Origin of the sequence: Bradyrhizobium sp. B117, assembly GCF_038969555.1 — a bacterium.
Taxonomy (GTDB): domain Bacteria; phylum Pseudomonadota; class Alphaproteobacteria; order Rhizobiales; family Xanthobacteraceae; genus Bradyrhizobium.
This window is the reverse complement of the sequence record NZ_CP152414.1, coordinates 7,304,158-7,319,073: the sequence shown is the minus strand read 5'-3', so window position 1 is coordinate 7,319,073 and position 14,916 is coordinate 7,304,158. Positions and strand designations below refer to the sequence as shown.

15 protein-coding genes are annotated in these 14,916 nt (G+C 64.7%); 8 read left to right on the top strand and 7 right to left on the bottom strand.

The genetic code is table 11. From position 1 onward, the window contains the following. Positions 1 to 74: 74 nt before the first annotated feature. The 3 genes from AAFG16_RS35365 to AAFG16_RS35355 all read right to left on the bottom strand — a co-directional run bounded on the left by AAFG16_RS35365 (position 75) and on the right by AAFG16_RS35355 (position 2,615). Positions 75 to 350: a hypothetical protein gene (locus AAFG16_RS35365; protein ID WP_342732772.1), complete on the bottom strand. Its 276-nt coding sequence runs from the start codon at positions 348 to 350 to the stop codon at positions 75 to 77. A gap of 79 nt (positions 351 to 429) precedes the next feature. After that, complete coding sequence (locus AAFG16_RS35360; RefSeq protein ID WP_342732770.1) at positions 430 to 1,287, bottom strand: VOC family protein; 858 nt, start codon at positions 1,285 to 1,287, stop codon at positions 430 to 432. 137 nt (positions 1,288 to 1,424) lie between these two features. Beyond that, entirely contained in the window at positions 1,425 to 2,615 is a 1,191-nt protein-coding gene (locus AAFG16_RS35355; RefSeq protein WP_342732768.1) for a urate hydroxylase PuuD, read from the bottom strand. Between the two features lie 236 nt (positions 2,616 to 2,851). Between AAFG16_RS35355 and AAFG16_RS35350 the strand changes: the two genes are divergently transcribed. After that, positions 2,852 to 4,180: a sorbosone dehydrogenase family protein gene (locus tag AAFG16_RS35350; protein WP_342732766.1), complete on the top strand. Its 1,329-nt coding sequence runs from the start codon at positions 2,852 to 2,854 to the stop codon at positions 4,178 to 4,180. Positions 4,181 to 4,352: 172 nt separating this feature from the next. On the opposite strand, the gene AAFG16_RS35345 is transcribed toward AAFG16_RS35350, so the two are convergent. Genes AAFG16_RS35345 through AAFG16_RS35335 form a run of 3 tightly spaced genes read right to left on the bottom strand, consistent with a single transcriptional unit; the run spans position 4,353 to position 5,914 of the window. Beyond that, the gene (locus tag AAFG16_RS35345; protein ID WP_342732764.1) at positions 4,353 to 5,153 is read right to left on the bottom strand and encodes an SDR family NAD(P)-dependent oxidoreductase; all 801 of its coding nucleotides are present in this window, start codon (positions 5,151 to 5,153) and stop codon (positions 4,353 to 4,355) included. A 1-nt stretch (position 5,154) separates the two neighbouring features. Next, entirely contained in the window at positions 5,155 to 5,709 is a 555-nt protein-coding gene (locus AAFG16_RS35340) for a carboxymuconolactone decarboxylase family protein (protein ID WP_342732761.1), read from the bottom strand. 13 nt (positions 5,710 to 5,722) lie between these two features. Continuing rightward, positions 5,723 to 5,914 carry a hypothetical protein gene (locus AAFG16_RS35335; RefSeq protein WP_342732759.1) on the bottom strand — a complete coding sequence of 64 codons (192 nt, stop codon included), beginning with the start codon at positions 5,912 to 5,914 and terminating at the stop codon, positions 5,723 to 5,725. A gap of 266 nt (positions 5,915 to 6,180) precedes the next feature. On the opposite strand from AAFG16_RS35335, the gene AAFG16_RS35330 reads away from it, so the two are divergent. The 4 genes from AAFG16_RS35330 to cyoD are packed head-to-tail and all read left to right on the top strand — an operon-like array spanning position 6,181 to position 9,995. Beyond that, positions 6,181 to 6,981: a cytochrome ubiquinol oxidase subunit II gene (locus tag AAFG16_RS35330; protein WP_342732757.1), complete on the top strand. Its 801-nt coding sequence runs from the start codon at positions 6,181 to 6,183 to the stop codon at positions 6,979 to 6,981. After that, a complete protein-coding gene (cyoB, locus tag AAFG16_RS35325) occupies positions 6,971 to 8,971 on the top strand; it encodes a cytochrome o ubiquinol oxidase subunit I (RefSeq protein WP_283081050.1) in 2,001 nt (666 codons plus the stop codon). The genes AAFG16_RS35330 and cyoB overlap by 11 nt, the downstream gene beginning before the upstream one ends. Then, entirely contained in the window at positions 8,971 to 9,612 is a 642-nt protein-coding gene (locus AAFG16_RS35320; RefSeq protein WP_283081049.1) for a cytochrome (ubi)quinol oxidase subunit III, read from the top strand. The genes cyoB and AAFG16_RS35320 overlap by 1 nt, the downstream gene beginning before the upstream one ends. After that, positions 9,609 to 9,995, top strand: coding sequence for a cytochrome o ubiquinol oxidase subunit IV (cyoD, locus tag AAFG16_RS35315; RefSeq protein WP_283081048.1), 387 nt, complete (start codon positions 9,609 to 9,611; stop codon positions 9,993 to 9,995). The genes AAFG16_RS35320 and cyoD overlap by 4 nt, the downstream gene beginning before the upstream one ends. Before the next feature lie 406 nt (positions 9,996 to 10,401). Here the strand turns inward: cyoD and AAFG16_RS35310 are convergent, their stop codons facing one another. Beyond that, positions 10,402 to 11,190 carry a thermonuclease family protein gene (locus AAFG16_RS35310; protein ID WP_342732754.1) on the bottom strand — a complete coding sequence of 263 codons (789 nt, stop codon included), beginning with the start codon at positions 11,188 to 11,190 and terminating at the stop codon, positions 10,402 to 10,404. 199 nt (positions 11,191 to 11,389) lie between these two features. Here AAFG16_RS35310 and AAFG16_RS35305 point away from each other — a divergent pair, with 199 nt between their 5' ends. From AAFG16_RS35305 to AAFG16_RS35295, 3 genes are all read left to right on the top strand, one after another. Further along, positions 11,390 to 12,988, top strand: a complete 1,599-nt coding sequence (locus AAFG16_RS35305; protein WP_342732752.1) for a GMC family oxidoreductase — start codon at positions 11,390 to 11,392, stop codon at positions 12,986 to 12,988. 197 nt (positions 12,989 to 13,185) lie between these two features. Then, on the top strand, positions 13,186 to 13,635 hold the full coding sequence (locus tag AAFG16_RS35300) for a hypothetical protein (RefSeq protein WP_283081045.1): 450 nt from the start codon (positions 13,186 to 13,188) through the stop codon (positions 13,633 to 13,635). 106 nt (positions 13,636 to 13,741) lie between these two features. Beyond that, positions 13,742 to 14,761 (top strand): trypsin-like peptidase domain-containing protein, encoded by a 1,020-nt coding sequence (locus AAFG16_RS35295; RefSeq protein WP_342732750.1) that lies wholly within the window; start codon positions 13,742 to 13,744, stop codon positions 14,759 to 14,761. Positions 14,762 to 14,916: the final 155 nt, after the last annotated feature.

The window sequence follows — 14,916 nt, the reverse complement described above, 5'->3', positions numbered from 1 at the left end:
TGTTAGTACGGGTGTTCCCGCCGCAGAACCGGGAACCACCAACAAATGCGTACGTGCAACCGGTAGAGCGGCGGCTACATCTTGGGAAAGTCCTTGCGCATCGCGATCTCGGCGGCATCGCCGGGCGACAGCACGGTCTGGTCGAACGCCGCCTGCGGCCTCGTCATGATATCGTAGAGCGAGATGCCCTTGATGGGCTTGCCCATCAGCTCGCGGACGCATTCGGCGAGCGTGCCGTTGTAGACGAGATAGGGCGGCCCTCTGTCCTTCTGTCGCTCACCCTTCAGCGACGGCCACTTCTTCAGTTCGGCCGGCGCGTCATAGGCGATCGGCGATTCCTCTTTGAACATGCGCTTGGCCTCGGGCGGTGTGAAACGCCCGAAATCCTAGAGCCCGCCGGGTAAACGCTCGTTAAAGAATTAGTTCAAATCAGCCGGCAACGAAGGCGAGCAGGGTGCCGTTGGCCTTGGCCGGCGGCACGCAGATCGCGGCCCCGCTGCGCACGGCGGCCGAGCCCAGCGCCTTCTCCGTCGCCGCGAGATCGCCGCTGACGAGAACGAGCGCCGCACCGCCGCGCTCGGAGAGCCCTGCGAGCGGCACGCTCGGATAGCGTTTGTCGAGCTGCTCCAAGGTCAGATAGACGAAGTCGGCACGCTCGCCGCCGGAGGGCACCGTGACGGCACCATCGGTCTCGGCCTTCGGTTCGCGGTCGATCAGTCGGCCGAGATGTGCGGCCTCCTTTGCCGGCTCCGGCGTTGTGATCAGCGTCTGCTTGATCCGCTTGGCCGCATTGGCGTGCTTCATCAGTTCAGGGATCCACACGGTCTCGCGGGTCTTGTGCTGGCAGGCGAAGATGCGCACGCCGCCCGGCGCCTCCGCGGTCGGCCACATGAAGGTGCGGAATTTCGCCGCCGAGACCGTGCCATCAGGCAGCGTCACCGGCCGTTCGAAATCGGTCGGGCCGATCGGCGTGAGGCCGCGTGCGCGGATCTCCTCGGCGCCGGCGGCCGAATCGACCGCGGTGAAGGCGATGCGCTCGATGCCTTCGCCGTGCTTGTCGACGAAGGCGCGGGCCGGCGCGTTGTGCTCGGTTGCAGTCAGCACGCCGAGCAGCTCCATGTAGTCAGGGTCGAACATGATGGTGTAGTTGCCGGTGCCCATATGCGCGCTGTGGGTGCCGCGCGGCGAGACGGTGAAGCCGAGCTGCCGATAGTTCTCGGCGGCCTTGTCGAGGTCCTTCACCATGACCACGGCGTGGTCGATACCGATGATGTTCTTGAGGGCCACTGTTCTTTTCCCCGCATGCAAACTGATTTTCGGCCGCGGCAGCAGCCATCGGCCTTGTCTACGCCGGATAGGCGGTCAAGTCATTTTCTAATCGGCGGCAGATGCGGAATTTCATTCCGCCAAAAGCGGACCCGACGTCAGCGCGCCTGCTCGAGATACGCGGCGAGCATGGCGCGCTCCTCGCCAGTCATCTCGGTGACGTTGCCCGGCGGCATCGCGTTGGACCAGGCCGCGACACGGCCGATCAGGCGGATGTTGCGATGGATGTGCTCGGGCGCATCGAGCAAAATGCCCTTCGGCGCGGTCACGATGCCGGCCCAGACCGGCTCGGCCGCGTGGCACATGCTGCAACGGGACATCACGATCTCCTCGACGTTGGCGAGCGTGGGCTGTGCCGGCAGCGCGCTCGTCTTCACCTCGCGCGGACCTGCCGCGGAGAGCAGGCAGATCGCGATCGCACCCGCCGCCGCAACGCCCCACACCCACCACGGCGATTTTCGCCCGGCATGGCGCTCGTTGAAGAAGTGGCGGATCACCGGCCCGAGCGCCAGCACGATCGCGACGATGATCCAGTTGAAGCGCGTGGCGTAGAGCAGGGGATAGTGGTTGCTGATCATCAGCACGACCACGGGGAGCGTCAGGTAGTTGTTGTGGACCGAGCGCTCCTTGCTGGCCTTGCCGAGCTTCGGGTCGGGCGCCTGTCCGGCGATAAGCGACGCGACGATCTTCTTCTGGTTCGGGATGATCAGCGCGAAGACATTGGCGACCATGATGGTGCCGATGATCGCGCCGATCTGGTTGAAGGCGCCGCGACCGCTCAGCACGTGCGTGAAGGCGTAGGTCAGCGCGACCAGGAACAGGTAGCCGCCGATGGCAAAGGGCAGCTCGCGCTGCGCCAGCCCGGTGCGGCAGGCGGCCTCGTAGAGCAGCCACGCCAGGGCAAGGCTGCCGAAGCTGAACAGGCCGGCCTGGAACGGCGTGAGGTCGAGGATCGACTTATCGACCAGGAACAGATCGGCATCGAGATAATACACCACCACCATCAGCGCGAAGCCGGACAGCCAGGTGGTGTAGGCCTCCCATTTGAACCAGGTCAGCTCGTCCGGCATCTGGCTCGGCGCCACCAGATATTTCATGATCCGGTAGAAGCCGCCGCCATGGACCTGCCAGGCTTCGCCCTGCACGCCACCGGGCAAGTCGGCTCTCGGCCTGAGGCTGAGATCGAGCGCGATGAAATAGAAGGAGCTGCCGATCCAGGCGATCGCGGCGACCATGTGCAGCCAGCGGAGCAGCAGGCTCGCCCATTCCGATATGATGGATCCCCACATGATCGTCCCGTCAATTGCGGCGCCGATGCCGCAGCTTTGATGACCGCAACCGGCGGCTCAACCCCTACAATGTGTCGCACCGATCCGTGCTGTTTTCCAGTATGCTAGGTCATAGCTGATGCACATCGTGCGGGCAGGACGTGACGTGCGATTCGGCAGGCGTTTGACCTGTCGCAGAACGTTTGCGGGTTGAACGGCATTGATGCCGGGACATGCAGGCCGGGAGGCAGACCGAGGTGAGAAACAGGATTTCCATCGCGATGGCTGCGGTCGTGGTTGCGACCGCTGCGCAAGCCGAGCCAGTGCTGCAAGGCAGGGATGCCTACGGCGATTGGCGGGCGGACAAGCCCGGTACAGTCCGGTTGATCCGGGCGGAGGATCTCGTGCGGCCCGGCGCCACGCGCTCGTTTGCGAGCTCCGCGCGCGTGGTGTCGCGCCCATCCGAAGCCGCGCCCCAGGTGCCGGCCGGTTTCAAGATCGAGTTGCTCGCGGACGGTTTGCGTGGGCCGCGCATCATCAGGGTCGCACCGAACGGTGACGTCTTCGTCGCGGAGACGCGGGTCGGCGCCATTCGCGTGCTGCGCACCGGCGAGGGCGGCAAGCTCGCTGCCAACGAGGTGTTTGTCAGCGGCCTGAGGCAGCCGTTCGGCATCGCCTTCTTCCCGAACGGCGACAATCCGCAATGGGTCTACGTCGCCAACACCGGTAGTGTCATCCGCTTCCCGTATCAGGCCGGCGATCTCAAGGCGCGCGGCAAGGCGGAGACGATCGTGGCGAGCCTGCCGCATGACGGCGGTCATTCCACGCGTGATGTCGTCTTCACGCCCGACAACAAGCGCATGTTCGTGTCGGTCGGCTCGCTCAGCAACGTCGCCGAGGGCATGGGCACGCCGCCGGGCGGGATGGAGGCGTGGGCGAAAGCGCAGCCGCTCGGTGCAGCCTGGGCGAGCGAGCTCGAGCGTGCCGCGGTGCTGGCCTTCAATCCCGATGGCAAGGATCGGAAGATCTATGCCACCGGCATCCGCAATTGCGTCGGCCTTGCGGTCCAGCCGGAGACCAGCTTGCCCTGGTGCTCGACCAACGAGCGCGACGGTCTCGGCGACGATCTCGTGCCTGATTACGTGACGAGCGTGAAGGAGGGCGCGTTCTACGGTTGGCCCTGGTTCTATATCGGCGGCAACGAAGACCCGCGCCATGCCGGCGCGCGGCTGGACCTCAAGGACAAGGTGACGGTGCCTGATGTGCTGATCCAACCGCACTCGGCCTCGCTCGGCATGACCTTCTATCAGGGCACGCAGTTTCCGTCCGAGTATCAGGGCGACGCCTTCGCTGCCGAGCACGGTTCGTGGAACAGATCGAAGCGCACCGGCTACAAGGTGATCCGCATCCGGATGAAGGACGGCAAGCCGACCGGCGAGTACGAGGATTTCGTCACGGGGTTCGTGGTGAGCGACAAGGAGGTGTGGGGCAGGCCGGTCGGCGTTGCCGTGGCGAAGGATGGATCGCTGCTGGTGTCGGAGGATGGCAACGGCACGATCTGGCGGGTGACAAGCGTGCCGCGGTGACGGTGCCCCCTCTCCCCTTGCGGGAGAGGGTGGCTCGCCGCGAAGCGGCGAGGCGGGTGAGGGGTCTCCATCCTCACGAACGGTCGTGCGATTGGAGAGAACCCCTCATCCGGCGCTTCGCGCCACCTTCTCCCACAAGGGGAGAAGGGAAGGGCACTGAGGTCGTTTCGACTCACCCCCGTCTCACGCTCGCCCCGCCGTCAACCGGCAGAGTCACCCCCGTGATGAAACTCGCTTCGTCCGACGCCAGGAACAGCGCGGCATTCGCGACGTCCCAACCCGTTCCCATCTTCCGGCGCAGCGGCACCTTGCTGTCGCGTTCTGCCTCGACCTCGGCGCGGGTCTTGTGCCATTCGCGGGCGCGGGTGTCGACGGCCATCGGCGTGTTCATCAGGCCAGGCAGGATGACGTTGGCGCGGATGCCGTATTCGGCGTTCTGGTAGGCGAGCTGCTCGGTGAAGGCGATCATCGCCGACTTCGTCGCCTTGTAGGCGACGTAAGGATAGGTCGTGATCGCCGCCATGGAGGAGATGTTGATGATGGCGCCGCTTCGCTGCGCACGCATGATCGGGATCACCTCCTTCGCAGCGAGAATGCAGCTCTTCAGATTGATGGCGACGACGCGGTCGAACGCCTCCTCGGTGATTTGAAGCAGCTCGGCGTCGCCGCCGGCGAGACTGACGCCGACATTGTTGTGCAGCACGTCGATGCGGCCCCAGCGCGATTGCGCGTCCGCCACCATCGTCTTGATGTCGGTAGCTTTGGTCACGTCGGCCTTGCAGGCCGCGGCGGTGCCGTGCGCGGCGGCGATCATCGCAACCGTCTCCTGCGCCGAGTCCAGATGGTGGTCGACGCACAAGACCTTCGCGCCCTCGCGCGCGAAGGTGAGCGCGGTGGCGCGGCCATTGCCCATGCCTTCGCCGGGGCTCTGGCCGGCGCCGACCACGATCGCAACCTTGTCCTTCAAGCGCATCTCAATTCACTCCCGGGATCGGGTACTGCTGGAGTACCTCTCTGTAATAGGGCTCGTTGTCGATCTTCATGGTGGCGAGCACGCGCACCACGCCGCAATAGAAGGCGATGGTCAGCACGAGGTCGATCATGTGCTCGTCGGACAGGTGCTGCTTGATCTCGGCGAAGGTCGCATCCGACATCGCGAGCTCGCGCACCATTTCGCGGGCGCCCTTCAGGATTGCCTTGGCGAGCGGCTCCAGCTTCGATGGTTTGCCTTCGGTCTCGGCCATCAGGCCGGCGATGTCCTCGTCGGTGACGCCGAACTCCTTGCCGATCTTCACGTGGTGTGTGAATTCATATTCCGACTTCTCCATCCAGCCGACCTGGAGGATCGCAAGCTCGCGCAGGCGCGGATCGAGCTTGCTCTTGAAGCGGATATAGCCGCCGATGCCGTTGAAGGCGCGCGCCATCTCCGGAGAGTTGACCAGCAGCTTATGCAGATTGGTGTTGCGCTGGAGCATGTCGCGATATTCCGGCGCGACCTGGTCGGCCTCGAGATAGGGCAGGTGGGCCATTGCTGTGTTTCCTCTAGTGTTCTTGTGACTCGGGTTCGGGCGCCTGCAACCTCACGCCGCCGTCGACCACCAGCACCTTCGCGCCGGCGCGCGCCAGCAGGATTGCTGCGGCGCGACCATTGCCCGCGCCATCGTCCGCGGCGCCGCCGCCGCTGATCAGCGCGACCTTGCCGGCGTGGCCGGCATCATCGTCAGGGTCCTGCATGTCGCTTCATCCTGATATTTTCGTGCAAGTTAGCAATGGAGTGCAGGGGTGAGAAGGCCGACCGTCCCACGCTCATGTCATTGACATCGCACGGAATTGCATGCCGCCGCGCGAGATTGCGCGGGGCGGAGCGGACGATCCGAAGGAACCGACCCCACACGATCGCGTTTGTTGCCGAGCCTTTCGCGCGCTAGGCTCTGTCCCGGGGCTTCCCAACCGCCAGTGGCTTGCCGATGAATCTGCTTGATCCACAAGGGCCCGTAGCTGTGGCCAACAGCACCATTTTGGTCGATTCCGTCTTCATCATGCTCGTGATCGTGGTGCCGACCATTTTCGCGATCCTGGCGTTCGCGTTCTGGTTTCGCGCCTCCAATACCAAAGCGCGCTTCCAGCCGGGCTTCGTCTATTCTGGCCGCGTCGAAATGGTGGTGTGGTCGATCCCGGCGCTCACCGTCATCCTGCTCGGCGGTGTTGCCTGGATCGGCTCGCATCAGCTCGATCCCGCGGCGCCCGTGCCGGGTACCGGTAGCCCGCTGCGGATCCAGGCCGTCTCGCTCGACTGGAAATGGCTGTTCATCTATCCCGACCAGCGCATCGCCACCGTCAACACGCTGACGGTGCCGGCCGGTGCGGAACTGAATTTCCGGCTGACGTCGTCGAGCGTGATGAACGTGTTCTTCATCCCGCAGCTCGGTAGCATGATCTACACCATGAACGGCATGGTGACGCGGCTGAATCTGCGTGCCGACAATGAGGGCAAGCTCCAGGGCCTGTCGGCGCATTTCTCCGGCGACGGCTTTCCCGACATGTTGTTCGACGTCAACGTGGTCTCGCCGCTCGACTTCCCTGATTGGGTGGCGAACACCGCGAAGACCGACGCCGTGCTGAACGAGGACAGCTACAAGAAGTTGATGCAGCAGAGCATCGAGCGGGGCCGGCCGACCTACCGTCTCGAAGACCCGCGCCTGTTCGATCTGATCGCGACCCAGCACATCCCGCCGGGGCCCGGACCGGAGCTCGCATCCGAGGCCGGCCGGTCGCACATGGGAGGCCACGATGCTCGGTAAGCTCGACTGGTCGGCGATCCCGTTCGATCAGCCCATTCCGCTCGTCGCAGGCGGAATCGTGCTGGTGGCGATCCTGGGCGTGCTGGCCTGGGTCGTGGTGAAGGGACATCTGCCCTATCTCTGGCACGAATGGATCACCAGCGTCGACCACAAGCGCATCGGCGTCATGTACATCCTGCTCGCGTCCGTGATGCTGCTGCGCGGCGGCAGCGACGCCATCATGATGCGGATCCAGCAGGCAGTCGCCTACCAGTCGCAGGGCTATCTGCCGCCCGAGCACTACAACCAGATTTTTTCGGCTCACGGCACCATCATGATCTTCTTCGTGGCGATGCCCTTCGTGATCGGTCTGATGAACCTCGTCGTGCCGCTCCAGCTCGGCGTGCGCGACGTCGCTTTTCCGACGCTGAATTCCGTCGGCTTCTGGCTGACCGCGACCGGCGCGCTGCTGGTCAATCTCTCGCTGGTGATCGGCGAGTTCGCACGCACCGGCTGGCTCGCCTTTCCACCGCTGTCGGGACTGTCCTATTCGCCGGGCGTCGGCGTCGATTATTACGCCTGGTCGCTCCAGATCTCCGGCGTCGGCACGCTGGTGGCCGGCATCAATCTCGTCACGACGGTGCTGAAGCTGCGCACGAAGGGCATGAACTATCTGCGCATGCCGATGTTCTGCTGGACCACGCTCGCCTCGAACCTCCTGATCGTCTCGGCGTTCCCGATCTTGACCGCCACGCTCGCGATGCTGCTGCTCGACCGTTACCTCGGCTTCCACTTCTTCACCAATGAAGCCGGCGGCAATGTCATGATGTTCATGAACTTGATTTGGGCGTGGGGACATCCGGAGGTCTACATCCTGGTGCTGCCGGCGTTCGGCATCTTCTCCGAGGTGGTGTCGACCTTCTCGGGCAAGGCATTGTTCGGCTACCGCTCCATGGTGCTCGCCACCATGGCGATCTGCGTCATCTCCTTCATGGTCTGGCTGCATCATTTCTTCACGATGGGCGCCGGCCCCGACGTCAACGCCATCTTCGGCATCGCCAGCATGATCATCGCGATACCGACAGGGGTGAAGATCTACAACTGGCTGTTCACGATGTATGGCGGCCGCATCCGCTTTGCGACGCCGATGCTGTGGGCGGTCGGCTTCATGGTCACCTTCATCATCGGCGGCCTGACCGGCGTGCTGGTCGCGGTGCCGCCGGCCGACTTCATGCTCCACAACAGCATGTTCCTGGTTGCGCATTTCCACAACGTCATCATCGGCGGCGTGCTGTTCGGCGCCTTCGCCGGCTTCGAATACTGGTTTCCGAAGGCGTTCGGCTTCCGCCTCGACGAGCGCTGGGGCAAGGCCGCGTTCTGGTTCACCTTCGTCGGATTCTACATTACCTTCATGCCGCTCTACATCGCCGGCATGCTCGGCATGACGCGGCGCCTGCAGCACTACGAGGTCGCGGCGTGGCGGCCATGGATGATCGTGGCAGCGATCGGCATGGCCGTACTGAGCGTCGGGGTGATCTGCCAGATCATGCAGCTCGTCGTCAGCATCCGCAACCGCGAGGCGCTGCGTGACCGCACCGGCGATCCCTGGGACGGGCGCTCGCTGGAATGGGCGACCTCGTCGCCGCCGCCCGTGTTCAATTTCGCTTTCAATCCGGACGTGCGCGGCGAGGACGCCTATTGGGACATGAAGGCCAAAGCCCAGCAGCAATCGCTCGAACATGACGTGCCAGAGTATCAGGACATCGAGATGCCCCGGAACTCGCCGACCGGTTTCGTCTGCGCCTTCTTCGCCACCATCATGGGCTTTGCGCTGATCTGGCACATCTGGTGGATGGTGATTGTGGGTGGTGTCGGTGCGTTCGCGACCTTCGTCGTGTTCGCCTGGCGCGACCATGATGAATACGTCATTCCGGCCGCCGAGGTCGCCCGCATCGACCGCGTCAATCTCGAGGAGCGGCGCAGCCTCGTCAGCATGGCGGGAGCAATCTGATGTCGATGACCGCGACCGCCGGCCACGCCCATGCCGATCCCCATCACATCGGCGTCGTCATCGAGCATCCCGGGCCCGCGTCGAAGCGGATCGTCACCGCGTACGGTTTCTGGGTCTTCCTGCTCTCCGATATCGTGATGTTCTCCTGCTTCTTCGCTGCCTATGCAGTGCTTGTCCATCAGACCGCGGACGGACCGAAGGGCTCGGAGATCTTCGAGCAGCGAAATGTCGCGATCGAGACGGTCTGCCTGCTGCTGTCGAGCTTCACCTGCGGCATGGCCAGCATCGCAGCCGATGTGCGCAACCGCTTCTGGTTCTACCTCGGCATGACCGTGACATGTGTGCTCGGCCTGATCTTCCTCGTCATCGAATTCCGCGAATTCGCCGATCTCGTTGCGCGCGGCTACGGCCCGTCGCGGAGCGCCTTCCTGTCATCGTTCTTCTCGCTGGTCGGTTGCCACGGCCTGCACGTCTCGGCCGGCGTGCTGTGGCTGCTCACCATGATGGCCCAGGTCTTCGCCAAGGGCTTTCGCGCCGACGTCCTGCGGCGGATGATGTGCTTTGCGCTGTTCTGGCACGCGCTCGACATCATCTGGGTCGGGGTCTTCTCCGTCGTCTACCTGCTTGGGAGTGCCGTATGAGCGATCAGACGCACATGAATGCCGAACATGGCCTCGCACCGGGCGAGGAAGAGCAACACAGTGTCGGCGAACGGATCCTCGGCTACGTCGTCGGCCTTGCCCTGGCGCTGGTGCTCACGGCGATGTCGTTCTTCATCGCCGGAACCGACCTTGTCTGGCAGCCTTCAATTCCGGTCGCGCTGATCGTGCTCGCGATCGCGCAGATGGGCGTGCATCTCGTGTTCTTCCTGCACATCACCACGGGCCCCGACAACACCAACAACGTGCTGGCGCTGGCGTTCGGGCTGCTGGTCGTCTTCCTGGTGGTTGGCGGCACCGTCTGGATCATGTCCCATCTCAACCAGAACATGCCGCCGATGGATCAGATCATGAGGATGCAGTAGGCCGCTGACGGCGGCAGAGCAAGACGGTTTGATCCGCTAACGTCTCCACATCGTCGTGGCCGGGCTTGACCCGGCCATCCACGTCTTGCTTCGCCGCATGAAGAACGTGGATACCCGGGCCTTCGCCTCGCCGAAGCGGCTTCGGCCGCGCAGGCGGGACAAGCCCGAGCATGACGGCCTATGCTTGTATCGATGCAAAAAAGAAGAGCCGCTTGTTTGTGACAAGCGGCCCAAGTCTAGGGAGGAAACGCCCGAGCAAAGACAATCGGCCGAAGCCGGATTGCTGCCAAGGAAACGCCCGCGCAAAGCGCTTGCGTACACATATAGGTGTCGCAATTCGCGCTGGAGTTCAATTCCGGATCAATACTGTCTTGGAGTACCACTCATGGCTGCGTGAACCAATTTTTCACCTTGGCCGGCGGCAGTTGTAGGCCTTGCGGAAGCCCGCGGCCTGGGCGTCGTCCTCCGAGCAGAACCAGCGGTCGGGCTTGGTGGTCGCCGGGTAGCTCGGGCAACCCCGCAAATGGTAGATGCCGATATTGCCGGTGACGCGTGCGCGCACCGCAAGCTTGCCTTTGATGCTGCAGCTCGGCGGCATCGCCAGATCCTCCGGAAACAGAACCGCGCGGATTTCCTTGTCGCGGTCGGCGCGGCAGGCGGCGCCCAGCAGCGTGCCGTCCTTCTTGCCGGTCCGGAAATCTTGCGGTGCAACAAAGCAGCCCTTCCAGATCCCGGCCGATGCGGATTTGGCGTCGGTCGCCGCTGGCTTGACGTTCGCCTTGATCGGCTCGCGCGCGATGGCATAGCCGAGCTTGACCAGCTGCTCGTTCAAGCTCGCCTTGTCGCCCTCGGCGGTGCAGATCGCGCGGTGCCGCTTGCCAAAGCTCTTTTCCGGGCCGACGTCGTCGCAGCGCACCGAGCGCTTGTTGATCAGCTTGCTCAGCTGCTCGCGGGCCTCGATGCCGCAGGTCCAGGGATCGGCGTGGTCGTCGATGCAGACCTGGTCCAGCTCGGGCGCGTCGACGCCGTCGAGCCGATAGGTCACGTCGCCGAGTTGGATGGAGTTGCCGTCCCGGACCGTCGCGGCGGCGGTCAGCGCGGCGGCCGGTTCGGACGGGACCAGAAATCCGGGCAGAGCGAAAAACGAAACGAGCGCAAAAGCGCGGGCGGCGGCAAAGAAATTTCGGAAGGACATACGGTCTCGCTATCGATTGCTCTGGCGCATTGTTCCTAGCATCCGGACGAGGCGTTACCAATGGTCTGCGCCCTGCGAAGTGCGACATTCCGGCCTCGCGGCTTTACTCGGCCGTCGCTCTGCCCCTATCGTTTGCGCAGCCTTCCGGACTGCGGAGGCCGAATCGCCCGGGAAGCGGCGAGGGGAGGGCAAGGTTGCGATGAAAGATCCCGTGGACGTCCTGATCATCGGTGCCGGCGCGTCGGGCGCGGCGGTGGCGTGGTCGCTGGCCGAGACCAAGATGCACATCCTCTGCCTGGAGCAGGGCGGCTGGATGAACCCGGCGGAATATCCGAGCACGGGGCGGGACTGGGAGGCCAAGTTCTACGGCGAGTGGTCGTCGAGCCCCAACGTGCGCGGCCGGCCCGAGGACTATCCGATCAACGACGACAATTCGCCGATCAAGGTCGTCAACTACAACGCGGTCGGCGGCTCCACCGTGATGTACACCGCGCACTGGCCGCGGCTGCATCCTTCCGATTTCAAGGTGAAGACGCTCGACGGTGTCGCCGACGACTGGCCGATCGACTACGACGCGCTCACGCCGTTCTTCGAAGAGAACGACCGGATGATGGGAACGTCGGGGATGTCGGGCGATCCGCTGTCGCCGCTGACGCATCCGCCGATGCCGCAGCAGCCGATGGGATTGTCCGGCGTGATCATCGGCAAGGCCATGAACAAGCTCGGCTGGCACTGGTGGCCGTCGGACACCACGGTCGCGACCATGGACTATGAGGGCCGGGCACGCTGCATCAATCTCGGCCATTGCACGCCGGCCTGCGCGCAAGGCGCAAAGTCCTCGACCGACATCACCTATTGGCCTCACGCCATCCGCGCCGGCGTCGAGCTGCGCACCCATTGCCGGGTGCGCGAGATCACCACCGACGAGAACGGCATGGCCTCGGGCGTGGTCTATTACGACAAGGACGGCGTCGAGCAGTTCCAGCCGGCGCATGTCGTCATCATCGCCTGCAATGGCGTCGGCACGCCGCGGCTGCTGCTCAACTCGAAATCCAGCCGCTTCCCGAACGGCCTTGCCAATTCGTCCGGCCTCGTCGGCAAGAACCTGATGTTCCACCCCTATGCGCAGATCTACGGCTATGTGAAGGAGCCGACCGACAGCAATCGCGCGCCGCCAACCTGCCTGTGGAGCAAGGAGTGGTACGACACCGACCTGTCGCGCGGCTTCGTGCGCGGCTATGGCGTGCAGTTCGTGCGCGGCGCAGGTCCGGTGTTCGAGGCCGTGGTCAGCGAGCAGAAGGGCATTCTGCCCTGGGGCGAAGATCATCACCGCGTCTTCCGCAAGCTCAACGGGCACCGGCTCGGCTTCTCCGCGATCTGCGAGGATCTGCCGGAGGAGCACAACCAGGTCACGCTCGATCCGGTGCTGAAGGACAGCCACGGCATTCCCGCGCCGAAGGTCGACTACACGATCAGCGAGAACAGCCGGAAGATGATGGAGCATGGGCTGGCGCGCGGCCGGGAGTTTCTCGAGACGGCGGGGGCGACTGACATCTGCGTCAACTCGCCGATCCCCTGGGGCGGCTGGCATCTGCTCGGCACCGCGCGCATGGGCACCGATCCCGCGCGCTCCGTGGTCAACGAATGGGGCCGCACGCACGACGTGAAGAACCTGTTCATCGTCGACGGCAGCATCTTCGTCACCTCGGGCGGGGTGAACCCGACTTCGACCATCCAGGCCCTCGCGCTCTACATCGCGGATCAGATGAAGCAGCGCCTCGCCAATTTGTTCGATTGAGATGATGTGGATCGAAGCGAGCCGCGACCTCCGTGTACCTCTCCCGATTGCGGGAGAGGTCGGTGCGAAGTGCCGGGTGTGGGCTTTCTCCTCTGGGGGAATCCCTCTGTGGAGACACCCTCCCCCCAACCCTCCCCCGCGAGCGGCGGAGGGAGCGCACCGTCTTTGCGGCGGGAATGAACTAACGAGAGTACGCCATGACTGATCAGCCGACCCTCACGCCGCGGCAGCGCCAGGACTTGCGCACCATCGCCGCGATGATCATTCCTCCGAGCGAGGAATATCGCGCCCCCGGCGCCGACGACGAGATCATCCAGGCCGACATCCTTGCAACGCTCGGCCGCGACACCAGACCTGTCGCGGCAGCGCTCGACCATCTGGCGCGGCTTGCGGGGATGCCGCTCGCTGATCTCGAACCTGCCGCGCGCGATGCGGTGGCGCAGGAGTTTCGCAAGCACGGCGGCGCGCCTGCCGCAACGCTCGTTCGCGTCGTGCTGCAATGTTACTACCGCGACGACCGCGTGCTGCGCTCGCTCGGGCTCGAGCTGCGCGCGCCGTTCCCCAAGGGCCATGTGCTCCCGGATGGCGACTGGTCGTTGCTCGATCCGGTCAAGGCGAGGGCGGGCACGCTGCGGCGGGTGCCCTAGCCACCTGGGTAGTCAAGCACTGGCAGTCCAGCCCTGCGCCCCCGGGCGGGTCCCTTGCATAGGAGGGAACAGGCCACCATCTGTGTGAGCCTCAAGGACTCTTGTCATGCTGGATTTCACCTCAGATATCGCCGATGACGCCTCGTCATCGCGGACGACGGCGGCTGCCCCGGCCAATGACCGGGCGCTGCTGGACGCCTATTCCAATGCCGTGATCGACGTGACCGATCGCGTCGGCCCAGCGGTCGTGCGGGTCGAGACCGGGCCAAAGGTGCCGAATGGCCGCGAGCGCGGCGGGCTCGGCTCGGGCATCGTGATCTCGCCTGACGGACTCGTGCTCACCAACAGTCACGTGGTCGGTTCCTCCAAGGAGATCCGGCTGCGGGATGTTGAAGGCCATGTCGGCGATGCCCGGGTGCTCGGCGTCGATCCCGACACCGATCTTGCGCTGCTCCGCGCCAACGGCGTGCGCGATCTGCCCTATGCCGCGCTCGGCAATTCCAAGAGCCTCAAGCGCGGCCAGCTGGTGATCGCGATCGGCAATCCGCTCGGCTTCGAATCGACCGTCACGGCCGGCGTGGTCTCGGCGCTCGGACGCTCGATCCGTTCGGTGAGCGGGCGCACCATCGAGGACGTGATCCAGACCGATGCCGCGCTCAATCCCGGCAATTCCGGCGGGCCGCTGGTGTCGTCGAATGCCGAGGTGATCGGCATCAACACGGCCATCATCAACGGCGCGCAAGGCATCTGCTTTGCGGTCGCCAGCAACACCGCGCAATTCGTGCTGTCGGAGATCATCCGCCACGGCTATGTCCGTCGCGCCTATATCGGCGTGGCCGGGCAGACCGCGCCGGTCCCGCGGCGGCATGCGGTGCTGGCCGGCGTCGAGAACAAGATGGGCGCGCTGTTGATGCAGATCGAGCCTGACGGCCCGGCGGCCAAGGCGGGCCTGCTGCCCGGCGACGTCGTGATCAGGCTCGACGGCGTCGAGATCAACGGCGTCGACGATCTGATCCGCGTGCTCGACCGCGACCGGATCGGCCGACGGCTCGCCATGGACGTGCTGCGGCTCGGCCGCCTGCGGGCGATCGACATCGACCCGATCGAGCGGAAGCCGGCGCGCTAAAAGGCTTTGGTCCAAGCCGAGGACGCGGTGTTACCTCTCCCGTAGGGAGAGGTCGGATCGCATCGACAGATGCGATCCGGGTGAGGGGTTACACTCTCGCTGGTCGCCGCGGCCCCTCACCCGGATTGCTGCGCAATCCGACCTCTCCCCGCTGG

Bases quoted from the DNA above. Each gene is read 5' to 3' on its own strand.
- AAFG16_RS35365 (WP_342732772.1), bottom strand. From the start codon at position 350: ATGTTCAAAGAGGAATCGCCGATCGCCTATGACGCGCCGGCCGAACTG.
- AAFG16_RS35355 (WP_342732768.1), bottom strand. From the start codon at position 2,615: ATGTGGGGATCCATCATATCGGAATGGGCGAGCCTGCTGCTCCGCTGG.
- AAFG16_RS35345 (WP_342732764.1), bottom strand. From the start codon at position 5,153: ATGCGCTTGAAGGACAAGGTTGCGATCGTGGTCGGCGCCGGCCAGAGC.
- AAFG16_RS35340 (WP_342732761.1), bottom strand. From the start codon at position 5,709: ATGGCCCACCTGCCCTATCTCGAGGCCGACCAGGTCGCGCCGGAATAT.
- AAFG16_RS35335 (WP_342732759.1), bottom strand. From the start codon at position 5,914: ATGCAGGACCCTGACGATGATGCCGGCCACGCCGGCAAGGTCGCGCTG.
- cyoB (WP_283081050.1), top strand. From the start codon at position 6,971: ATGCTCGGTAAGCTCGACTGGTCGGCGATCCCGTTCGATCAGCCCATT.
- AAFG16_RS35320 (WP_283081049.1), top strand. From the start codon at position 8,971: ATGTCGATGACCGCGACCGCCGGCCACGCCCATGCCGATCCCCATCAC.
- cyoD (WP_283081048.1), top strand. From the start codon at position 9,609: ATGAGCGATCAGACGCACATGAATGCCGAACATGGCCTCGCACCGGGC.
- AAFG16_RS35310 (WP_342732754.1), bottom strand. From the start codon at position 11,190: ATGTCCTTCCGAAATTTCTTTGCCGCCGCCCGCGCTTTTGCGCTCGTT.
- AAFG16_RS35305 (WP_342732752.1), top strand. From the start codon at position 11,390: ATGAAAGATCCCGTGGACGTCCTGATCATCGGTGCCGGCGCGTCGGGC.
- AAFG16_RS35300 (WP_283081045.1), top strand. From the start codon at position 13,186: ATGACTGATCAGCCGACCCTCACGCCGCGGCAGCGCCAGGACTTGCGC.
- AAFG16_RS35295 (WP_342732750.1), top strand. From the start codon at position 13,742: ATGCTGGATTTCACCTCAGATATCGCCGATGACGCCTCGTCATCGCGG.